This window comes from Taibaiella koreensis (assembly GCF_003545715.1).
GTDB lineage: Bacteria > Bacteroidota > Bacteroidia > Chitinophagales > Chitinophagaceae > Taibaiella > Taibaiella koreensis.
Window position 1 is genome coordinate 1,293,603 of sequence record NZ_QVNU01000001.1, and the last position, 21,152, is coordinate 1,314,754.

The 21,152-nt window shown below is 50.3% G+C and carries 15 protein-coding genes; 5 read left to right on the forward strand and 10 right to left on the reverse strand.

Going from position 1 to position 21,152, the window contains the following annotated elements; translation table 11 throughout:
• Positions 1–338: 338 nt before the first annotated feature.
• Positions 339–509: a hypothetical protein gene (locus DZK30_RS25685; RefSeq protein ID WP_162902871.1), complete on the forward strand. Its 171-nt coding sequence runs from the start codon at positions 339–341 to the stop codon at positions 507–509.
• Positions 510–519: 10 nt separating this feature from the next.
• Here the strand turns inward: DZK30_RS25685 and DZK30_RS05745 are convergent, their stop codons facing one another.
• Genes DZK30_RS05745 through DZK30_RS05760 form a run of 4 tightly spaced genes read right to left on the reverse strand, consistent with a single transcriptional unit; the run spans position 520 to position 7,037 of the window.
• Positions 520–885, reverse strand: coding sequence for a response regulator (locus tag DZK30_RS05745; protein ID WP_118973105.1), 366 nt, complete (start codon positions 883–885; stop codon positions 520–522).
• A complete protein-coding gene (locus DZK30_RS05750; protein ID WP_118973106.1) occupies positions 878–4,933 on the reverse strand; it encodes a chemotaxis protein CheB in 4,056 nt (1,351 codons plus the stop codon). The genes DZK30_RS05745 and DZK30_RS05750 overlap by 8 nt, the downstream gene beginning before the upstream one ends.
• A 36-nt stretch (positions 4,934–4,969) precedes the next feature.
• Positions 4,970–6,484: a GAF domain-containing protein gene (locus DZK30_RS05755; protein ID WP_118973107.1), complete on the reverse strand. Its 1,515-nt coding sequence runs from the start codon at positions 6,482–6,484 to the stop codon at positions 4,970–4,972.
• Positions 6,462–7,037: a biliverdin-producing heme oxygenase gene (locus DZK30_RS05760; protein WP_162902872.1), complete on the reverse strand. Its 576-nt coding sequence runs from the start codon at positions 7,035–7,037 to the stop codon at positions 6,462–6,464. The genes DZK30_RS05755 and DZK30_RS05760 overlap by 23 nt, the downstream gene beginning before the upstream one ends.
• Before the next feature lie 277 nt (positions 7,038–7,314).
• Between DZK30_RS05760 and DZK30_RS05765 the strand changes: the two genes are divergently transcribed.
• The gene (locus DZK30_RS05765; protein WP_118973109.1) at positions 7,315–7,947 is read left to right on the forward strand and encodes a response regulator transcription factor; all 633 of its coding nucleotides are present in this window, start codon (positions 7,315–7,317) and stop codon (positions 7,945–7,947) included.
• Here the strand turns inward: DZK30_RS05765 and DZK30_RS05770 are convergent.
• Together DZK30_RS05770 and surE are read right to left on the reverse strand one after the other, a co-directional pair.
• On the reverse strand, positions 7,944–10,967 hold the full coding sequence (locus DZK30_RS05770) for a ligand-binding sensor domain-containing protein (RefSeq protein WP_118973110.1): 3,024 nt from the start codon (positions 10,965–10,967) through the stop codon (positions 7,944–7,946). The genes DZK30_RS05765 and DZK30_RS05770 overlap by 4 nt on opposite strands.
• 384 nt (positions 10,968–11,351) lie before the next feature.
• On the reverse strand, positions 11,352–12,074 hold the full coding sequence (surE, locus tag DZK30_RS05775; RefSeq protein WP_118973111.1) for a 5'/3'-nucleotidase SurE: 723 nt from the start codon (positions 12,072–12,074) through the stop codon (positions 11,352–11,354).
• A gap of 99 nt (positions 12,075–12,173) precedes the next feature.
• Between surE and DZK30_RS05780 the strand changes: the two genes are divergently transcribed.
• Positions 12,174–13,070 carry a diacylglycerol/lipid kinase family protein gene (locus DZK30_RS05780; protein WP_118973112.1) on the forward strand — a complete coding sequence of 299 codons (897 nt, stop codon included), beginning with the start codon at positions 12,174–12,176 and terminating at the stop codon, positions 13,068–13,070.
• 15 nt (positions 13,071–13,085) lie between these two features.
• Here the strand turns inward: DZK30_RS05780 and DZK30_RS05785 are convergent, their stop codons facing one another.
• The 4 genes from DZK30_RS05785 to DZK30_RS05800 all read right to left on the reverse strand — a co-directional run bounded on the left by DZK30_RS05785 (position 13,086) and on the right by DZK30_RS05800 (position 17,387).
• Positions 13,086–13,712 carry a response regulator gene (locus tag DZK30_RS05785; protein WP_118973113.1) on the reverse strand — a complete coding sequence of 209 codons (627 nt, stop codon included), beginning with the start codon at positions 13,710–13,712 and terminating at the stop codon, positions 13,086–13,088.
• Positions 13,705–15,696: an ATP-binding protein gene (locus DZK30_RS05790; protein WP_118973114.1), complete on the reverse strand. Its 1,992-nt coding sequence runs from the start codon at positions 15,694–15,696 to the stop codon at positions 13,705–13,707. Before DZK30_RS05790 ends, DZK30_RS05785 begins: the two co-directional genes overlap by 8 nt.
• 142 nt (positions 15,697–15,838) lie before the next feature.
• Complete coding sequence (locus DZK30_RS05795) at positions 15,839–16,786, reverse strand: MBL fold metallo-hydrolase (RefSeq protein WP_240432864.1); 948 nt, start codon at positions 16,784–16,786, stop codon at positions 15,839–15,841.
• Positions 16,725–17,387, reverse strand: a complete 663-nt coding sequence (locus DZK30_RS05800) for a VOC family protein (protein ID WP_118973116.1) — start codon at positions 17,385–17,387, stop codon at positions 16,725–16,727. Before DZK30_RS05800 ends, DZK30_RS05795 begins: the two co-directional genes overlap by 62 nt.
• Positions 17,388–17,684: 297 nt before the next feature.
• Here DZK30_RS05800 and DZK30_RS05805 point away from each other — a divergent pair, with 297 nt between their 5' ends.
• Complete coding sequence (locus DZK30_RS05805) at positions 17,685–18,440, forward strand: phenylalanine 4-monooxygenase (protein WP_118973117.1); 756 nt, start codon at positions 17,685–17,687, stop codon at positions 18,438–18,440.
• Positions 18,441–18,521: 81 nt separating this feature from the next.
• The gene (locus DZK30_RS05810) at positions 18,522–20,645 is read left to right on the forward strand and encodes a type IA DNA topoisomerase (RefSeq protein WP_240432865.1); all 2,124 of its coding nucleotides are present in this window, start codon (positions 18,522–18,524) and stop codon (positions 20,643–20,645) included.
• Positions 20,646–21,152 lie beyond the last annotated feature (507 nt).

The window sequence follows — 21,152 nt, forward strand, 5'->3', positions numbered from 1 at the left end:
TAGCTTCTGCTTAATGTAGTGGTACGTAATTGTTTATGTAAGGAACACGGTGTGAACAATACGATGCAGCACATGGTTGTATTCACCGGATTTTCCCCGGTTTGGGTAATTTATTCCCCTAGGTGCCCAATTTGCTGATAGCAGTATCATGAAGCAACGCTTACCATCGTTGCATGTGTGCAGTAAGGGCTGTGTGACAGGCTATTGTGGAAAGCGATTATGGAAAACTGCCACAGATCGTGGAACAAAATACCGACCGTGGATAAACTAACTTTTGTTTAAGTAGTTTGTAATCATTTATTTGTGTAAGTGGCACGATTTTCGGACGGAATATAAATATGGAAAAGCTGTTCAAGACCACATATGGATTGATGCAATACCTCTTGCTGGGCTTGCTTACCCTCGGTTACTGGGTAGAGATGGCGGAAGAACTGGAAGCTGGCAATCAGAGTGCACGTCTGGGCAAGAGCCTGTTGGTGCTGCTGAAGTTGCTGGTGTACCCAAAATAAGCGGCTTCTCTCATTGATACTTTCCGTACCGGGTAACGACTTGCTCAAATTCCTTCAGGTCGAAGGGTTTCTTAATATAAGTATCGGCGCCGGCTTCGCTGGCCAGGGATTCCACATCCCTGTTAGCCGAAAAATAGATCACAGGTATCTGCCGCAGGTCTTCGGTGTCTTTAAGCCGGCGGGTAGCGGCGATACCGCCGTCTTCGGGGATCCAGTTGTCCATGAGGATAACATCGGGCTTTTCTGTCCTTACCTTAGCGATAATATCGTTGCAATTGAGCGATGAGCTTACTTCCCATCCCAGCCTTTTGAAAATAAAAGTACAGATGGATAAGATATCCTTGTCATCGTCGAAAATCATCAATTTATTAGTCATTGTTTGTCTGTTTCTGATAAGGGCCTGCAGGAAGCGGTAGGGTGAACCAAAAGGTGCTGCCTTTACCCAGCTCGCTTTCCACACCTATTTCGCCGCCATGCCGGCGAATAATATCGGCCGAGATATAAAGCCCCAGGCCCAACCCCGAGTATTTTTCCGATGAATTGAATCCCCTGAAGAAGCGATCGAAAACGAGCGGTACATTTTCGGAGCTGATGCCGATACCGCTGTCTTTTACCTCCACGCGTAGCAGGTCGTTTGTAATATAAGCATCCAGCACTACTTCTGTTGCTTCGGGCGAATATTTTACAGCATTCGAAAGGAAGTTCAGCACCACCTGCTCGATACGGTTCTGGTCGCCGAAGATCAGGAGCGGCTTGTTACGCCTGATGCTGATCTGGTTCTGTGAGAGATTTTGTATGTGGTAAACACATTCTTTTATCAGCTCGCTGATGTCGAACGATGACTGGCTGAAGGTCATTTTTCCCGCCTGTATTTTGGTTACATCGAGCAAATTTTCGACCAGTGTTGTCAGCTTATCCACCTGGTCATTGGCCCGCTGGATGAAATCCCTGGCAAGGCCCTGGCTATTGTCTTCCTCCAGCACACGTTCTACGATCTGTAGCGAAGCCTTCATGCTCGTAATAGGTGTTTTGAGCTCATGGCTGGCGATGCTCATGAACTCATCTTTCCTTTGCAGCAGCTCCAGCGTGGCCTCTTCGGCTTTCTTTAACGGTGTGATGTCCATGAGCGAGCTGATGAGCCGGTAGGGCATACCCAGCTCATCTTTCAGTATGTAGCCCCGTTCCAGCACATAGCCGTATTGGCCCTTGCCGTTGCGCAGCCGGTACTCACCGGTCCATTGCGGCTCGCCGGTATTGATCGCATTAAAGATGCCCTGCTTCACCTCTTTAAGATCGTCTTTATGAATATGGGTAAACCAGAAGTCAATGGTAGGTTGTATATCGTCGTGTGAAAAATGAAAGAGGCTGAAGAAGCTTTCACTGTTCCACACCTGGTTGTTGACCAGGTCCCAGTCTTTGATCACATCATTAGTAGCGCGACTTACGAGCCGGAAGCGCTCTTCGCTCAGCGAAAGCGCCTGCGTGCGGTTGTTCACTTCTTCTTCCAGGCGGGTATTGAGCTCTTTCAGGCTTTCCCGTGTGGCGATCAGCTCGTGGTAATTCTTTTTCAGTCGCTTTTCTGCATTTTTCTTTTGGGTTACCTCACTGTACGTGATCATAACGCCTTCGTTGATCTTTACTGCCGAGAGATCAAAATGCCGCTCTCCGGCGGGAGCGGGAAAATGATACTCCAGGTTGAGCGCCCTGCCGTTTTCGATTACACGGAGCAGCTTTTCCCATATTTCATGAAGCAGCAGGTGGGGTCCCATTTTCCGGAACGACCGGCCATTGAGATTGTCCTTTTTGCCGGCCAGCAGCAATTCGGCAGCATGATTCACTGCCGTGATCCTGAGATCGACGATCTCGTGGGCCAGCACATCATATTCCGGATTGAGAACGATAATGGGATTGAGGCTCGATTCGAATACACCATTGACCACACCATAGAGATTCTTTACATCCGTTACGTCGATGAAGGTAAGCACCAGGCCATCGATCACTTTGTCTTTGCGTATATAAGGATAAATACGAATAATACATATCCTGCCGTTTTGCAGGCCTATCTCGGTCTCCAGCATTTTGCCGCCGGCCTGCACTTTACGGATATCTTCCTGGAGCCCGGGATATTGCAGGTTGTTGGATATATGGCTTATGGGCCTTCCCATATCGTTGTCGATCAGGTTGACAAACAGCTTGGCATTGGGATTAAATTTCCGGATGTTTAGCCTGGCATCCAGAAATATCTGCCCGATCTCTGTGCTTTTGAAATAGTTGTCCAGGTCATCGTTCAACTCGATCAGCTCTTTTATTTTAGCCTGATGTTCTGTGTTGAGCGTGTGCAGCTCTTCGTTGAGCGATTGCAGTTCCTCATTGGAGCTTTGCAGTTCCTCGTTGCTCGACAGTAATTCTTCATTAGCGCTTTGCAATTCCTCATTGGTGGTCTCGAGGCCCTCGATCGCAAGCTGCAGGTTGTCCTTGGTGTCCGTAAGCTGCATTTCCAGCGCTCTTACATATTCATTCTGATCATCGGCTTCTACGGTATGCTGTGGCAGGTCGTTATTTTCCGGTGCTGCGCCTTTGCTGTCGCTCAGCACGATCATGGTCAGGTTTTCGTTGGGCGGCGCCAGGGGCTTTACCACGATGTCGATATACTGGTTGTCGCCTTTACGAAAAGGCACCTTGCTAAGAGTTACTTTTTTTCTGCCGTACCAGGAGCGCCGTATGGCATTGCTTAGCAGGATCTCCAGCTCCCTGGGCAGCATGGATAGCAAGTTCAGCTTGAGTATCTGCTGGGGCAGCGACAAGTACTGGGCATAATTGCCTATTGCCTCTTTGATCTCGTAGCGGTTATCGATAAAAACGGCGGTATAGCCCAGGTGCTCGGTAAGCACCGCCTGGAATTCCCTTGCCAGCTCTTCTGAGCGCTTGGATACGGGCAATGGCCTGCGGTAAGCGGGCGTCGATACTGCTACACCAGGAGTAAGCTTCCGGTGCAGGATATCGGGGAGCGCTTTGGGGCTTTTGGTATAGATCTTCCACTTACTGTTCACCTCGTCGAAGCCGTTTTTAAGTATCGTTGCCGATTCGCTGGAGCCCAGCACCAGGAAGCCCGACTTGTTGAGCGAAAAATGAAAGGTGGCAAGTATCTTCTCCTGTAGGATCCGGTTCATATAAATCAGCATATTCCGGCAGCTGACGAGGTCATTTTTAATGAAAGCGGGATCCTTAATGATATTATGGCGGGCAAATACGATCTGTTTGCGTAGCCGCGGAATAATGGCGTATTGCTTATTTTCAAAAATGAAATACTCCTGCAACAGATCGGCGGGAATATTTTTTTCTATAGCAGCAGGATAACTATTGCGCGAGGCAAAACGGATGTTCTGTTCCTCGATGTCGGTAGCGAATATCTTGACATCGATATTTATCCCGTGCTCTTTTATGTATTTGTCGAGCAGCAGGGCATAGGTATAGGCTTCTTCGCCAGTGCTGCAGGCGCATACCCATAGCTTGACCGATTCGCCAGGTGCCTTATCTGCCACCAGTTTTGGGATAACCTCTTTATATATGATGTCAAAAGCTTCCTTGTCGCGAAAAAATTCAGTCACGTTAATGAATAATTCGCGGCTCAGCTCTTTTACTTCGGTTTCATTTTCGCCCATCAGCTGCAGGTAGCCTTCAACGGTTTTGCAACCCAGCATCCCCATTCGTTTGGTGATCCTGCGTACGATGGTGGGGGTCTTGTAGTAGTGGAAATCATGGCCACTTTTTTGCAGCAGGCTGAAGATGCGTTCCATTTGCTCTTCCGAGATCCTGGCATTAACCGGTTTGGGTTCTCCCGTTGCATTTTTTTGTATCCAGGCAGCCATGGCCTGAGGTGTCAGTATGGCATCTGCATTTCCGGAGAGTATGGCGCTATTGGGCATACCGTCAAACTTGGCGCTTGTGGGTTCCTGTACCAATACCCATCCGCCTGCGCTCTTTATGTGCTCGATACCTTTTGTGCCATCGGTACCGGTACCCGAGAGGATCACTGCCACTGCTTTATCTTCACGTTCCCTGGCAAGGGCCTGCAGGAACACATCAATAGCATTGTTGGGTACAAGTTCGGGATCTTTTTCGACGAGGTTCAGCTTCCCGTCGCTGATGGTCATCATCTTTTTATTGGGGATCACATAAACACATTGCTTTTTTACCGGCATATCGTTGCCGGCCTCTATCACCGGCATAGGTGTATGCTTGGCTACCAGCTCGGTGAGGAAGCTTTTGTGGTCCGAGGAAAGGTGCTGTATGATGACGAAAGAGCAATCTGGTATGTGCTCCAGGTGATCAAAAAATGCATTGATGGCTTCCAGGCCGCCTGCTGACGCACCTATTGCGATAATAATATGTTCTTTTTCTCTTTTTTGCTTGTTGCGCTCCATGGTATGGCTCCTGTACCGGGGCCGGCAAGGCCGGCATTATCTATGCTTAACCAAAAACTCGAACAAAAAGTTGCGTAGCTCCCTTGCAATATTCAATTCCTCCGGTTGCCAATCCTCTGAGGTTTGCCGTACTTGCTCCTGGAATACTTCAAACGAATTACGCGGATGGTAGGTTTTCTGATCTGCCTCAAACCGGACGGCATCCCCCGGATTGCCGCCCCAGGAAATAGTGGAGGCTTGCTCGGGCCTGAACAACAGCAGAAACTCGCCCTCCTCTTTATTGAGGGTAAGCGCCAGGAAACCGCTGGCAATGGCAGCATACTCGCCGGCTTCTTCAAATATACCGGCAAAGTGTTGTGCTGCGAAAACGGTGTCAAAGTCCTTGCTTTGCAGCCAGAAACCGACATGTTCTATGAATTCCCCTGGTGGTACAGTGCCGGTAGTGTGGATCCGGTTCTGTAGCAGCAGGGCTGCGCCGCTCGCCCGAAACAGGTCGGTCACCTTAATATCCTGCTCCAGTAAGGCCGGAGCGAGGGCCGTATGCTGGTATGCATTTTTTTGAATCGCCGCCTTTTTCTCCTGCAGGCCTGCGGCGAAATGAAAGTGTTCCCTGCTGAGTATGGTGCTTAAATGGTTGGAGATAAAGCTCGATAGCAGCTCAAAGAGGCTGCAGGTCTCATAATCCAGAAAACGTGGCTGCCGGTGATGCAGCGAAATAAGCCCCCAAAGCTGTTCGCCCCATAGCACGCGGAAAGACATGGACGCGGCTACGTCCATATTTTTTAGGTATTCCAGGTGTACCGGCGCCACGCTGCGGATGCTGCAGTCCGACAAGTCGGTAAAGGCATTGGTCCTGGGGTTGATTACCGGGTAGAGCTTTACCGGGGTATAATCCCTGTCGGGGATCATCCGGTAGGTGTTCTTCCGGTACATTGCTCTGGCCTGTTTAGGAATGTCGGATGCGGGGAATTGTTGCCCCAGGTAGCCGTTAAGCCCCTCAGTCTTGCTCTCGGCGATCACTTTGCCATTCCAGTCCTTGTCGAACTGGTACAGCAGCACCCTGTCGAAGTCCGATATTTCCCGGAGCTGCCGGGTTACCACTGCGCTCATCTCTGCCACAGTACTGGTATGTTCTATTTCCGCAAAGCTATGTTTCAGGGTCTGGTATATTTCTACAAATGCGTTCTCCTTCCGGTCGGCAGGAAAGCATTCCGCCACCAGATAGTCTAGCCTGGCGTGGATGAGGACCAGGTATTGGCGGGTTACTCCTGCAGCCGTAAAATGCAGGTAGAAGGGTAGCCGGTCGCCTATGCCGGATTGAAATTTGTCTGTAATGCGCGTGGCAGGTACATCGATCCATTGCTGCAACGATTGCCCCAACGCTTCTTCCGGCGTGACGCCCAGCAGGTCTTTACTGTTTTCGCTTACCTGTATGATCTCAAGGGTGTCCCTGTCGAACACCAGCAAGCAACCATGCGGCTGGATAAGGTTGATATTGTGCAGCGGCAGTTTGCCGCAAAAGGTCTCATCATAGTTGGGTTTCTTGCTCATGGGGCTGAAACAGGATAGAAAAATGTTCAAAAGTGTCTTTGGCGCTGTCGATCATCATGGCAGCGGCCCCGGCATTGCTATCCAAAAGGGTATTCATGTGCCCGATAAAATACTGCCACATAGCGGGGGTATGATCACCATATCCCTGGAAAAAGGTATATCCCTCGTGGATGCCGCATTTTTCTTTCAGCATTTTTATAATAATGCCGCCGCCCATTACCGAACCCTCCATCACGTATAAAGCGCCGAAGGCATGATATACATTGCCGATCACCGGCAGGGATACGGCAGGGTGGCCAGACAGAAGAAAGCCCGTTGTAGCCAGGTCGTCGTGCAGCCGGTGCGCTTTTCTCCTTTGATCATAATCGGGAAGGGATTCTGTGTTGATATGGGGCGCGATCTTCTGCTCCAGGGCGTTGAAATAAAGACAAAATTTACTGAGCAGCGCACCATAATCCATAGGTGTACGGATCTGCTTTAGCTGCAGAATAACCTGCTTTTCGAGGTGTTGATGTGCTTCCCTGGTCGCTTCTTTTATGGCTTCGTGAAACATAGATTTAAAATATACCGGTGGTTTGCTGCTGTCAGGCGGGATGGCACCCATTGCCTGGGAACAATAGATTTCGGATGGCAAACGAAGTGGCAATATAAGGGATTAATCTCAGCCCAAGGCGGCCCTCACAAAATTATAAGGTTCAAATAAGACCCGAAAAGCGCCCGGGGCCACCGAATTATTGTACCTTGCAAGTAAATATTCCATAACCATATAAAGGGCGCTGTATTCCAGGAGTAAGAAGAATCGTTCGGTTTGCTACGCTCACGAATATCTGATGAAAAAAATACTGGTAGCGGATGATCATTCCGTAGTGCGCTTTGGGCTTAAGATCATTATCAGGGAGAACTTTTCCGACCGGGAAGTGGTAGAAGCGTTCAACGGCAAGACGGTAATGGAGCAAATGCAACAAGACAAATTTGAGCTGGTACTGCTCGACCTTGTAATGCCCGACACCGATTCGGGGGCGCTGATGCAATGGATCACTTCACGCTATCCCGAGACCAAGATACTTATTGTTTCCATGAACCCGGAAAACTTGTATGGTAAACGTTACCTGCAGCTGGGCGCACAGGGCTATCTGAAAAAGGTGGCTGAGCAGGAAGAGATGATCAAAGCGATCGCCACGGTGCTCAGCGGCAAGAAGTATGTGAGCGAAGAATTGACGGGGTTAATTCTCGAAGAAGCTTCGCAGGGGAAAAAGCTGAATCCCTTCGACGGGCTTACCGCCCGGGAGTTCCAGGTAGCCATATTGTTAAGCAAAAACCAGACGCTCACGCAAATCAGCGAAGGGCTCAAAATACACTATACCACGGCCAGCACACACAAGCAGCGTATCTACGAAAAGCTTAATATTGAGCATGCATCGCAGCTGATCGAGCTCGCCGATATTTACCGTATCTCCGATTAATCTTCGCAGGTAAATCCAGAGATCGTGATGGTGGTACCCTGCCCGAATGTACTGTTTACCGAGAGCCTTGCGCCCAGTCGCGCGGCGAAGTCTATGATCAGCTGAAATCCAAGCCGGCCATCTTTTTCAATAGCCGGTATCGATGGCGACTGCCGTATACGGTAATTGATCTTCTCCAGTTGCTGCTCCGTCATACCATTGCCGGTATCGGATACGGAGAGGGCCATGGCATTGTTCTCGTCGCAGTGTACATTGATGAGAATACTGCCGTTCTGGGTGTACTTGTTGGCATTGTCGATGATGTTGCGCAGTATTGCTTTCAGCACGTCCCGGTCGGTATTAACCGAAGCATTCCTTGTGTATCGGATCTCAATACGATTGTTCTTAAGCCGCAACATTTCTTCGAAGAACTGGCTGAGCTCTTCCAGCAGCGCATTGATGGGGAAGCTGGTTTTGTTGAGCCGGTAATTATCATTTAGCGACATATTCCACAAGCTGAACTCTTTTACGAAGGAGTAGATTTTTGCCGTAGTATTTTTAATCTCCTCGCTGCCTTCCAGCACGCTCTCTATATCGTTGTTCTGTGCCGCCCGGTGTACATGCCGCGCAAGTATGGTAAGAAAATGCAGGGGCGACTGCAGGTCGTGGGCAATAAGCAGGGTCAGCTTCTCTTTCAGCCGGTTGTTGTATACCAACTCACGGGTACGTTGCTGTACTTTATGCTCCAGCCGTCGTTGCTTTTTGATCAGGTAAAAATAGCGGAACCGGAAAAACAGCAGCACCAGCAGGATTATAAACAGTGCTGCAAATGCCTTGAAGTACCACTCCTGGTACAGGAAGGGCTTCACGACCAGCTGCAGCTCGGCGGTAATATAATAGTCTGTGGCAAATCCAGCCCTTTTGCGCAGCTTGAGCTTATAGTTGCCATAGGGAAGCCGGTTATAGACAAGGGAATTGTTATTGCTCAGCGGATACCACCTGTCTTCAAAGTCACTGAGCTTGTACTCGATCTGCTGGTTGGCAGGGTTGTCGTAATAGGGAGATGATACCTGGATCTCAAGCCGGTTGAAAGAGGGCGGAAGGATGACCACCTTTTTCAGGGGAATGCTCTTGCCGTCGACCAGCACGTCATCAATCAGTATCTTAGCGGTGGGATAGGCCTCCTGCAGGCTATCGGGATAAAACTGGACCAGCCCGTCCATCGATGGGAAGGAAAGCTTTCCGTCCCTGAGCTCTAAGGCAGCCGGCGTGCAGCCTCCGTTGAATTCATTGGTGTTGAATCCCTGTTCCTTGGTATAGTACTGATAATATACCGATCGTGCAGGGTTTTGCACATAAGCTTCAAGATCGCTTTTACGGGTGCGCATGATGCCATTGTTGGTCGTCATCCATACATTGCCCCTGCGGTCTTCCAGGATGGTGTGAACAAACATAAGGTATCCCCTGCTGTCGATGGGCATCCGGGTCAGCTTATTACCAGATAATACGAAGTACCCCTTACCATAAGTGCCTATCCACAGCCGGTTATGATCATCCAATTGAAGGCAACGTACATCGCAGTCCTTGAAGTAATTATAGTGTACCACCCGGCCTGTGCGCACATTGATGGTGAACAAGTGCTGATTGCCGCCTACCCAGAAGTGTTCGTTGTCGACCGGCAATAAAGTGGCCATGGCATTGGGACCCAGCTTCATAAGGCTTAACCACTCTATTTTATCGCCGGCAATACGGCCCAGCTTATTCTTGTTGGATGCTAGCCATATGTTGCCGTCGGGCGTTTCCGCAAAACAATTGACGTAGATTTCACGCAGGCGTATTTCCCTGAGTATGCTAAAGTCCGGGGAGATTTTGATCACGGCATCGGGGCCACGGTTCATCCAGTAGTTGCCTGCTTTATCCCGTAACAATGCCTGCCGCTTGATTTTATCGATCGGAAGCTTTTTCGTTGTTTGCGGCGTTACCAGGCCAAAGTGAGTGAGAATACCGGAGTCGCCGTAAGCTGCCTGAGCGTAAAAAATGTTGTCCGTTTCGGGAAAGCTAACGGTAGTAAACTGTTTTTTCTTCAACACAAATAATCCTTTGGTACCTGAGCCAATGATCATGGTATTCAAGTAGGCGTAATCGCCGAAACTGGTGATGTTAGGAATGTCGTTGGCATCAACAAGAAGCGTTGCCTTTAAGGTGCAATCGTCGAGGTAGCTCAACCGGTAGATACGGTTGTCGTAAAGCAGGTGAAGCCGCTCTTCCTGCTGGAGCAAGGCATAGCGGGAGGGCCTGGGAGGGCCGGGAGCTCTTGATGGCAGCAGCCCTTGTACATGGACGGAGTGCACTTTTCCCTGGCTGTCGAGCGTATTGATCCGGTAAGAGAGGTCCAGGTAGTAAAAATGTTTTTCGAGTGTGCCGGCGCCACGGAGCACATGTTTGTTCACCTCCTTTACCGAATCGATCCAATGCAGATGTTTCCGGGATACGAAAGCAATCGTGTTTTTGTTGATAGCAATAAAGCCAGAGCTGGAATCTGTTGTGCTATAAAACATAATGCTATTGATCCAGTCGCTGATCAGCCGGCTGTTGAGGTAGTTGTAGCCGGCAATACCGAGACTCGATGAGGGGTTGTAGAATCCCCGGGTCGTGCAGATCAGTAGCTCACTATTGGCCCTTTGCTTCAGTCGTTCAAACTGTCCATCAATATTTTGTGTGTATATAAATGAATTTTCGTCTATGAAATAGATGCTCTTGTTTGGCATGAGGCCAACATAACTTATGCGACTTGAATGCATGTCGCGCAGGTTCTCACGATTGTAGACCCTGAAGTTTTTCCCGTCATAACGGACCAATCCGGATTCTGTAGCAATCCACAGGTATTTGTCCTTGTCCAGTGCAATTGACTTTATGCTATTCTGAGGGAGGCCATTGTCATTAGTGAAATTGTAGATATTAAAATCCTTTACAGACTGGGCATTCAGGTTATTGACGTACGCTATAATGAAGTATAGAAGAAGTTTTAGGAAGCATTTCATTTATTGGCTCGATTAATGAGATTGGGATTCTTCGGCCGGTTTTTGGTTTTGCCGGGAGGTGCAGTCCCCGGCACAGTAAAGATAATAGTACTATATTTTTCTATCATACTTGATTTAAGCGCTATTATGTTGTCGTGTCACTTCTTTTATTTGCTGATTTTCCTGAAAATAATATAGCATATCGCCACCGCTCTATAAAAAAACGATTCATTATGGGCTTAATAAAGCTTTTTTATCAATCAGTTAAATCAGGTACAGATGTACATGTCATATGCTTTCGGCAGGAGTGAGACATCGGAGCAGCATGTCGCATCGCGCCCTGTAAGGGATGGTCTGTTATAGAAAGCATGTCGATGAGGGTTAAGGTGAAGGGGCTTGTTGTTCCTATATACGGTGCCGGTCAAGAATGGATTCTTGTGTGAGATCAAGCCGCAATGGGGTAATAGATGTGTATTGGTGTTCGAGGGCCCACCGGTCTGTTCCTTCTTCTGCCTGATCAAGTGGCGCCACCGTTATCCAGTAGTGCTTACGTCCCAGGGGATCTGTGCCGGGTACCACATGACCGTCATACAGCCGTACAGACTGGCTTGTCCACATAAGACCTGCCGGCACCGGTGGAAAGTTTACATTGTATAGTCCCGTGCCTTCTTCCTGCAACAGCAGTTCCAGTACTTCTTCTACATGTGATCTCAGCAGGTCAAAGTCTGGTTCGCTTTTGCCTACCGGCGTGCTGAGCGCAATTCCCTTTATTCCCAGCAGCACAGCCTGTCGCGCAGCGGCCAATGTGCCGGAATGCCATGTGGCATTGCCCAGGTTGGGACCCATATTGATACCCGAAAGCACAACATCTGTTCTAGACCACAAATGGGTACCCAAAGCTACACAGTCGGCCGGCGTGCCATTTACCCGGTAAGCCTCGGCTCCGTCAAATGCGACCGGAGAACTTTTGTAGGAAAGGGGGCGGGAATGGGTAATGGCATGTCCCATGGAAGACTGCTCTACATCGGGAGCAACAATCCGTATGTTACCAAACCGCCGGGCAATTGCCGCAAGGGCTGCAATACCGGGGCTGTATATCCCATCGTCGTTTGTGATCAGTATATTCATAGCAGCCAATTTAATCGCGGGGAAGCAGAACCTTTTTGCTTATTATACTGTAATAACATTTACTGTTGCAACAACGTTCAATATACTGTCCGAAATATTATGAAATCCGTCAAGCTATACTATAATCCCACTGCCGGCGAAGGAGCGCATTCGAAGGCAGGGCTGATACAGCATATCAGGGATGCCGGCTATACGTTTATCAATACACCTGCAAAAAAGGCTGGTGTGGGTACAGTAGAAAAGAAAGTGGATATACTGGCAGTAGCCGGTGGAGACGGAACGGTAAGGAAGGCTTGCCTGGACCTGCTGCACTTGCCGCTGATGTACAACAGGCCCATAGGCCTACTGGCGCTGGGTACGGCAAATAATATTGCGCTCACCCTTAAGATAGTTGAAAGTGTGCCCGAAGTGATCCGTTCATGGGACCGGCACAAGCTTAAACGTTTTGACGTGGGCCGTTTGGATGGCCTGTCTTCCTCTGCCTTTTTTGTAGAAGCATTTGGTTTTGGCATCTTCCCGCGGCTGATGCTGCAAATGAACCACCTGCCAGACGGTATGTCACAGGGTGCAGACGAGGAGCTGCAGCAAGCCTTCGAGCTGCTGGTGCCCTTGGCACAAAGCTATGAGGCGGTACCTTGTTCCCTGGATCTGGATGGTAAGGCCTATGCAGGCAAGTATATCCTGGCCGAGGTAATGAATATACGATCGCTGGGGCCACGACTGGTGCTGGCCCCTGGGGCCGATCCGGGCGATGGCCGGTTTGATGTATTGCTGATCCCGGAAAAACAGCGGCCGCGGCTGGTGGCTTATATTGAAAAAATAAGCCGGGGTATCAAGGCACGGTTTCCTTTCAGACCTATTAAAGCAAGGCATATATCGATACGATGGGAAGGAAAAGACATGCATGTCGACGATAAGGTGATACACAGGTATAAGCCGGCTATGCTGCAGGTAAAGCTGCTTGACGGCATGCTGGATTTCCTCACCGGCAGGTGATCCGGTCAGAGATGTTTAGTCTTTGCGCTTCATCGCCCATATCAGTAAGGCATTCTTACCGGGAGGAATGTTCAGCTTTTTGATGATATGGCTGCGATGGGTTTCCACCGTCTTTTCAGAGATGAACAGCAAGGCGGCGATCTCCCTGGTGGATTTTTGCTGGCTCACCAGTTCCAGTATCTTTCTTTCGGCAAATGTAAGCTGCTCCAGCGCCGGGTCCTGCTCTGCCTGTCCGAAGGTAAGGCGCTGCGCCAGGTGCTTGCTGAAGTAAGTGTTGCCGTCCCTTACTTCCTGGAGGCATTTCTCCATTTCATCCATGGCAAAGTCTTTCAACAGGTAGCCTCTTACATCAAGCTCCCTGGCCCTGTTGAACAACGACAGCTCGCTGTGCATTGTAAGCAGGATAACTTTTGTTTTCCATGTCTCCTTACTCTGGCTTAATTTCTCCAGGATATCCAGCCCGTTGAGGCCAGGCATACTCATATCCAGTACGGCAATATGGGGGCGTAGCGCCAGTATCTGGTTGTAGGCTTCAAGACCGTTAGCGCACATGCCAACAACTTCGAAGCCTCTTGCGTTCAGATAAGTTTGCGTGCCAAGCAGCACTACGGGATGGTCGTCGGCGATCAATACTTTACACATCGGATCGGGGTATTTCAATTTTGATCAAAGTGCCGGCAGGGGAAGAGCTGATCTCCGTTTTGCCCCGCATGCTTTTACTGCGCTCGGTAAGGCTGAGCAGGCCAAATGCATTGCCACTGTTAAGTACAGATGCTACGTCGAAGCCCGTCCCGTTATCAATGATCTCGGTAAAGACATAGGCGGCGCTTTCGGTAATGGTAACTTTTGCCGCCTGGGCACGGGCATATTTGACAACGTTGTTCAGGGCTTCCTGTATCATGCGGAACAGCTGCAGTTCGTGGTTCTTGCTCAGGCTGTTGGTATAGTTAATATCGGCGGTGGTGAAGAGCAGGTTGCGTTCCATCATTTGGTGGCACACATGCTCTACACTTGGCTTTAGTCCCAATTGATCCAGCATCACGGGGTGCAGGTCGCGGGAGATCATCCTGATCTCGCTGATGATCGCATCTATTTTTTCCCGCGCTCCCGCTTGTCCGGGAGGTACCTCTTGCTTGAGCAGCATCAACTCCTGGCTGATACCGTCGTGCAGGTCCCTTGCGATGCGGCTTCTCTCTTCTTCCGTATTGTGCAGCAACTGCCGGGTAAATTGTTGCTGTTGCGTGGCCTCTTTCTTCTTTCGCTTCAGCTTGACCCTGGTTACCGCAAAGGCGGCGCCCATACCGCCGGCCAGTAGCAGCGCCAGCAGCAGGCCGTTGAGCGTAGTGCTTCTGTTGATCTCTTTTTGCTGCACCTGTATCTTCAGCTCTTTCTTTTGGGTCTCGTATTTTGTCTCCAGTTCGGCTACATATTGTTTGTTCTCTTCCCGGGCTTGCAGGCCTTTCAACGAATCGTAGACTTCATAGTTGGCCAATGCCTCTGCGCTCTTTCCCTGCACATAGAAAGTGTGGTACAGGGTATAGTAGGCATCCCTGGCATTGGCAAAGTTCTTTTCGCTGTAAAAGCGGGGAATGTAAGTTTTGATCAGCGCCACCTCGCGGTCTACATTCCTGATCGCGGCATAGGCGGGAGTTGACGCCATTACATAAACACGCTGTCTTTCCGTATCCCTGGAAAGATCGATGATCTCAACGATCTTGTTGTAATAGAACCGGGCAGTATCGAATTGGTTTGCGGCCAGGTTAATGCCCGCTATGCTGATGTACAGATCAAATTCGGCATTGGGGTTGCGCACGCCGCTTGCAATAAGTGCCAGCGCTTTGTCATAGTAATATTGTGCCGAATCGTAACGATGCAGGTAACCATATTCCACACCGATGCCGGTGTAGCCGATCAACAGATTGGGATATTGTTTTTTTGCCAGAAAGAATACCACTGCCTTCTCTTTCATCGCTATCGACTTCTGATATTCACCCATGCTGGAAAATACCGTGCCGTAATTGGCATAGTTCGCGGCCAGGCTGATACTGTCCCTTAGCTTCTCACACAATGCTATTGTTTTGGTGTAGTGATCGGCGGCAGCCTTAAGGTCGCCTGTTTGTACCATCAGCTGACCCATAAGCGAGTGATAGGAGCGGGCTGTAGTATCGTTCATTTTAGGGTTGGCTATCCGTATGGCAACCAGTATGCGGCTGGCCGAATCTGTCTCTCTGCGGGCGTAGATGAAATACGCAGCGATAGCCAGCAGCGCTTTGTTACGCTGGATAGGCCTCAAGGCAGGCGCTCGTGATAGTTCGCGAAAAAAGGGCAGCACCAGCTCTTCTGTTTGCTGATTGCCATAGGCCAGGTTAAAAAGGTCTTCGATCAGGATATTGGCCATTGCGCTGCGACAGGGAGGGGGCGCTTGCAGATAGAAACGCTTTGATGCTTCGGCCAGCTGTCCGGCATCGGTTGCCTGTTCTTTCAGTAAGCGGTATCGGCGCATAAGGCTGGTGTCACAGTCCGCCGTCTTATGAGCGCCCGGGGCAAACCGGTTACTCCGGGGCTGGCAGGCGGCCAGCAGCAGGATGCACAGCAAGCTGCACAGGCAACATTTCCCCGGCTTCATATAGGTTCACTTATTGGTTAATGGTGCGCAAACATATCGCCAATTCCTGACAAAATCAAGGTTAACCCTTATTTTCTGTTAAATTTTTGGTCTTTAATTGGAAATGAATAAAGGACTATTTTATGAACAACGCTTTGCGTATTTAAAATAACCTCAATTGCCCGGTCGGCACAGGCTCCGGTGCCGCGACAGCACAGGTTGCAGAAGCCCTGGCATGGATGGCGTAAAGGGGAAGCTCCTGGTGCCGGGGGGCGACTTCGATGTGTGTATCGCCGCTTTGGTTGCGAAAAAGCGGTAATACCAGGTTAGGGTCATTATTGTCGGCCGACAAATGGGAGAGGAATAAATGGCTCAGGTAACTGGCTCTGTAGCCCAGGAACAGTTCCAGAGCCTGTGCGTTGGATAAATGGCCTTTGCCGCCCCGTATCCTGTTTTTAAGATGCCAGGGATAGCGTCCCTGCTGCAGCATGTGCTCATCATAATTGGTTTCCAGGAAAGCGGCATGGCATTGCCCGAAGAAGAAGCGCAGCTCGTCGCATACCTGGCCGATATCGGTAAAAACGCCAATGCGCACATTGTTGCTTTCGAGCAGGAAGCTGTGCGGTTCTGCAGCATCGTGATGCTTGATGAAGGGGATGATGTTAAAGCTGCCGATCGGGACCGGTTGCCGGTGACGGAAGGTTTTTACAAGTTCCCCGTCGAGGCGTAGCCGGGAATGGCGAAGGGTTTCGGAGGTGATGTATACCGGCAAGCGGTACCGGGATGAGAGCGTTTCCAGTCCCCTGATATGATCGCCATGTTCGTGTGAAATAAATATTGCTTTTACATGGTCCATGCGCAGTCCCAGCCGGCGCATTCTCTTTTCCGTCTCCCGGCAGGACAGGCCTGCATCTACCAATATGGCCTCCCGGCCGTCGCCGATATAATAGCAGTTCCCGTTGCTGCCCGAATTCAGGGAAGTGACCCACAAGCTCATCTGCTGCAAAGTAACGAAATAATCCTGTGCTCCCGGGAACGGCTGCGGCCCGTCAGTCCTGCCCCAGGGAGAGCTCGTGCAGCTGGCCCTTGTCGTTGCGCAAGGTGAGGGCAAGCGGGAAGCCGGCAGCTTCGATCGTGGTAGGAAACCAGTGTCGACCGCGTGCTACCAGGATCAGCAGACCATGATCGTCGCCCATGACCGTGAAGTTATCCTGCGGTGGCTGCTTGCTGAAAAGCGGGAGATCGTACTGCCCGGTGATCCCGGCGGCCAGGGCAGGAACATTGTCCGTTACAAGGCCGGCCTCGCTGATGCAGCAGATGCGGCTGGCATCAAAAGGTATTTCTTCTGCATTGTCAAGGCCGCGGCGCACGATGTATTCGAGAATGTTGCCATTGTTATCGTAGAAATAAAAAGCACCGGCGCTCCAATGCGCAAAATCGGCAATGGGATTGCCATCGGGCAGGCTCAGGATCGACGTTTTGCCGGCCATCTGTGCCAGTGCCTCCTGCAGTTTATTGGCCGGGATCGTAAAAGCAAAATGGTAAACAGGGTGGGGAATGGCGGAATGCCGGAATACCAGCCTGGTGCTGCCCGCTTCAAAGGTGATCTCTTCGTCGCTTCGGTCCAATACTTTAAGGCCGGGTACCTCCCGGTAAAAACGTTCTGTGGCTGCGATATCGTTCGTTAGCAATTGAAGCCGGAGGATGTGCATGTGCTGTTGGAAATGGTTGCTGCAAAATTCAGCCCTTCCGTTCGCGGGGCCAACATTTTTTGACTATGCCGGTATCGTATTTGTTTTTTCCTTTACTTTGCAGTCGCATGTCTGCACAACTATTCATATCGATCGCTTCACCGGCAACAACTGCCGCTTATTATTATGCTTATTTCACCTGCTACGGTTCGGAATAAGGAGGCTTGATATATACCTGATTGAAGCCCGGTTCCGAAGAGGAACCGGGCTTTTTTTATTTGTCTTTTTTTTCAAAAAACATCTTTCAAAACAAAAATTATGAGAAACAAACCCCTGGAGCAGGTGTACAGCAATTACACCGAAGAAGACTTTGAAGTATGGGCCTTATTGTTCCGTCGGCAGATGGATCACCTGCAGCAACATGCCAGCAAGCTGTACCTGGATGCGATCGATCGCATCGGGTTCAGCGCCGGCAAGATCCCGGACTTTGCCGAGACCAATAAGGTACTGCAGGCTGCTACAGGCTGGCAGCTGTGCGTAGCGCCGGAACTGGTGCCGCAGGATGAATTTTTCAGGCTTCTGTCGCAAAGGATATTCCCGGCCACCTGCTGGCTGCGCACTATGGCGGAGCTGGATTACCTCGAAGAGCCCGATATGTTCCACGATGTGTTTGGGCACGCTCCTTTGCTGATGGAGCCGGCCTATGCTACTTTTATGGAAGCCTTCGGCCAGCTGGCGCTGCAGTGGCTGGATCATCCCGGGGCCCTGGAGCAGTTGTCGGCGGTATACTGGTTTACGGTAGAATTCGGTCTGCTGCGGGAAGAGAATGAGGTGAAAGTATTCGGCGCCGGTATCCTTTCTTCGGTAGGCGAGACCCGGCATGCGCTGAGCGATATGCCAGCTAAATTTTCCTTCGACATGCGCCGCATGATGCAGACCGGTTACCGTACCGATATACTGCAGGACAAATACTTTGTGATCGATTCGTTCGCGCAGCTATGCCGGGCGCTCCCTGTGCTGGAAGCCTCGCTCAAGGCCTTGTCTGCAACGGTAGAGACATTTGCTGTGCTCTGACGAGTTTTGCACATTCGACGGGCCGGCGCCCTATGCCCGGCGGAATTGACGCATCTTTGCAGCACAGGAAATTTTGAATGAATGATGAAAGTATGCATTGCCGAAAAGCCCAGCGTTGCCCGCGACATTGCGGAAGTGCTGGGCGCCAGGCAACGTAAAGACGGCTACTATGAAGGCAACGGATACCAGGTGACCTGGACCTTCGGACATTTCTGCACCCTCAAGGAGCCGCATGATTATCATGAGCAATGGCGCTACTGGCGTCTTGAGGACCTGCCGATGATCCCCTCGGGCTTCGGTATTAAGCTGATCGACAACACCGGCGTTAAAAAGCAATTTGCCGTTATTGAACACCTGGTGCAGCATTGCGAAGAGGTGATCAATTGCGGGGATGCCGGCCAGGAAGGCGAGCTGATCCAGCGCTGGGTATTGCTAAAGGCCAGGTGCACCGTGCCGGTAAAGCGGCTGTGGATATCGTCGCTTACTGAACAGGCCATCCGGCAAGGATTTCAGCAGCTTAAAGAAGGTGACCAGTACAATAATCTGTACGCAGCGGGAAGCGCGCGCGCCATAGGCGATTGGCTGCTGGGTATGAATGCCACGCGGCTGTTCACCAAGAAATTTGCCCGGGACAAGACCGTGCTTTCTATAGGCCGTGTACAAACGCCGACGCTTGCCATGATCGTCCAACGGCAAAAAGAGATCAACGCCTTTGTCGCAGAAGAATACTGGGAGTTGAAGACCCTATATAAAGCGGTGGAGTTCACTGCGGCAATAGACCGTATCCGCAATGAAGAGAAAGCCGCCCGGGGGCTGGCTTACCTGCAGCAGCATCTCTTCGAGATCACGTCGGCAGAGATCAAGGAGGGTAAGGAAGGCAACCCGCGCCTGTTCGATCTCACGGCCTTGCAGGTGGAAGCTAATAAAAAATACGGCTATGCTGCTGAAGATACCCTGAAGCATATCCAGAACCTGTATGAGAAAAAGCTGGTGACCTATCCCAGGGTAGACACGACTTATCTTTCCGAAGATCTGCATCCGAAGATCCCGGGTATCCTGCAAAACATGATCCACTATGCGCCCTTGACCGCCCCCTTGCTTATGGCGCCTATCCCTAAGCTGAAAACCGTATTCGACGACAAGAAAGTAACGGACCACCATGCGATCATACCGACGGAGATACCCCCTACCGGTCTGAGCCTACCCGAAGAAAAGCGGGTGTATGATCTGGTCGCCAGGCGGTTTATCGCGGTCTTTTATCCCGAATGTAAAGTATCGAATACCACAGTGATGGGCAAGGTAGGTACCGTGCCCTTTAAAGCTACAGGCAGACAGATATTGGAGCCCGGGTGGCGGGAGGTCTATGCGCAGGACAAACAGAAGGAAGAAGGCACGGAAGAAGAGAAAGTAATGCCTGCGTTTACCGTAGGCGAAACGGGACCGCATGAGCCCCGTATCCATAAAGGAAAGACCACGGCACCGAAAGCTTATACCGAAGCGACATTGCTTCGCGCCATGGAAACAGCGGGCAAGCAGGTGGAAGAGGAAGAGATGCGGGAGCTGCTGAAGGATAATGGCATCGGCCGGCCATCGACCCGGGCCAATATTATAGAGACCCTTTTCCGTAGAAAATATATAGAGAAGCGAAAGAAAAATCTATATGCCACGCAAACGGGCATGGACCTTATCGATACCATACAGAACGAGCTGTTGAAGAGCCCGGAGCTCACCGGCGTATGGGAGCGCAAGTTGCGCCTGATCGAGAAAGGGGAATACGACCCGGCATTATTCAAGCAGGAGTTGATCGGCATGGTGACGGAGCTGACGCAGGAAGTGAAGGCCAGCCAGGAACGCTTGATCACCGTGACCGAAGCCAAGACCGTACCAGCTGAAGCGGCGGAAGACAAACCTAAAAAGGTAAAAGCGACAAAGGCCCCTGTAGTGCTGACGGAAATGGATTGTCCTAAATGTAAGTTGCATAAAATAGTAAAAGGCAGGACGGCTTACGGGTGCCCGGATTTTACCGGTTGCGCCTTCAAGGTCCCGTTTGAGGTCTTTGGCAAAAAGCTGAGCGAAAAGCATATTGCCGATCTGTTGACAAATGGAAAGACCGCTAAGATCAAGGGCCTGCTTGCTGGTCCGCAAGGGGAGGCAATAGAAGGGAAGCTGGCACTGGACGGACAATTTTTCTTAAAGCTGGTATAAGATACTGCATCACTATCCGGGTAGGAGAGACACTGGCCGGATAGGCTCAATACAGTTGCTGCGTGTTGCCTGGGCAATATTTTACGGCCGTCCTTTATCTTCGGTGAGAAGAATGCGACTTGCCCAATGGTGGGAGTATTTGTTTTTTTATTTTTAAACAGTGTAAATAAAAGTATTTGAAAAAAATATTATTTTAAACAAATAATAAACGCATCCTTGCAACGTTTTTATCAGGTAGACCTCAACGGCTACCTTTTTTTGTACATGATCCCCTATGACCGGGAAATAGGAATCCGCTTGGCTCTTCCAATGATCTGCTCCAACGAATGAGATACTTGCGGCGATTGCCGGCGGGTATACTTTAATTTTTTTGCCGGGCTTTATGGCAACGCCGCAGATTGGCGCTCCCTCCGGTTAGTTTTGCTGCATAGAATAAACATAGATCACCTTGTTAATACCTATCCTATGACCGCTATCCCTTCTGCTCCCTAGTATCCCCGGCTTCTG

Bases quoted from the DNA above. Each gene is read 5' to 3' on its own strand.
- DZK30_RS25685 (WP_162902871.1), top strand. From the start codon at position 339: ATGGAAAAGCTGTTCAAGACCACATATGGATTGATGCAATACCTCTTG.
- DZK30_RS05745 (WP_118973105.1), bottom strand. From the start codon at position 885: ATGACTAATAAATTGATGATTTTCGACGATGACAAGGATATCTTATCC.
- DZK30_RS05750 (WP_118973106.1), bottom strand. From the start codon at position 4,933: ATGGAGCGCAACAAGCAAAAAAGAGAAAAAGAACATATTATTATCGCA.
- DZK30_RS05755 (WP_118973107.1), bottom strand. From the start codon at position 6,484: ATGAGCAAGAAACCCAACTATGATGAGACCTTTTGCGGCAAACTGCCG.
- DZK30_RS05760 (WP_162902872.1), bottom strand. From the start codon at position 7,037: ATGTTTCACGAAGCCATAAAAGAAGCGACCAGGGAAGCACATCAACAC.
- DZK30_RS05765 (WP_118973109.1), top strand. From the start codon at position 7,315: ATGAAAAAAATACTGGTAGCGGATGATCATTCCGTAGTGCGCTTTGGG.
- DZK30_RS05770 (WP_118973110.1), bottom strand. From the start codon at position 10,967: ATGAAATGCTTCCTAAAACTTCTTCTATACTTCATTATAGCGTACGTC.
- surE (WP_118973111.1), bottom strand. From the start codon at position 12,074: ATGAATATACTGATCACAAACGACGATGGGATATACAGCCCCGGTATT.
- DZK30_RS05780 (WP_118973112.1), top strand. From the start codon at position 12,174: ATGAAATCCGTCAAGCTATACTATAATCCCACTGCCGGCGAAGGAGCG.
- DZK30_RS05785 (WP_118973113.1), bottom strand. From the start codon at position 13,712: ATGTGTAAAGTATTGATCGCCGACGACCATCCCGTAGTGCTGCTTGGC.
- DZK30_RS05790 (WP_118973114.1), bottom strand. From the start codon at position 15,696: ATGAAGCCGGGGAAATGTTGCCTGTGCAGCTTGCTGTGCATCCTGCTG.
- DZK30_RS05800 (WP_118973116.1), bottom strand. From the start codon at position 17,387: ATGCACATCCTCCGGCTTCAATTGCTAACGAACGATATCGCAGCCACA.
- DZK30_RS05805 (WP_118973117.1), top strand. From the start codon at position 17,685: ATGAGAAACAAACCCCTGGAGCAGGTGTACAGCAATTACACCGAAGAA.
- DZK30_RS05810 (WP_240432865.1), top strand. From the start codon at position 18,522: ATGATGAAAGTATGCATTGCCGAAAAGCCCAGCGTTGCCCGCGACATT.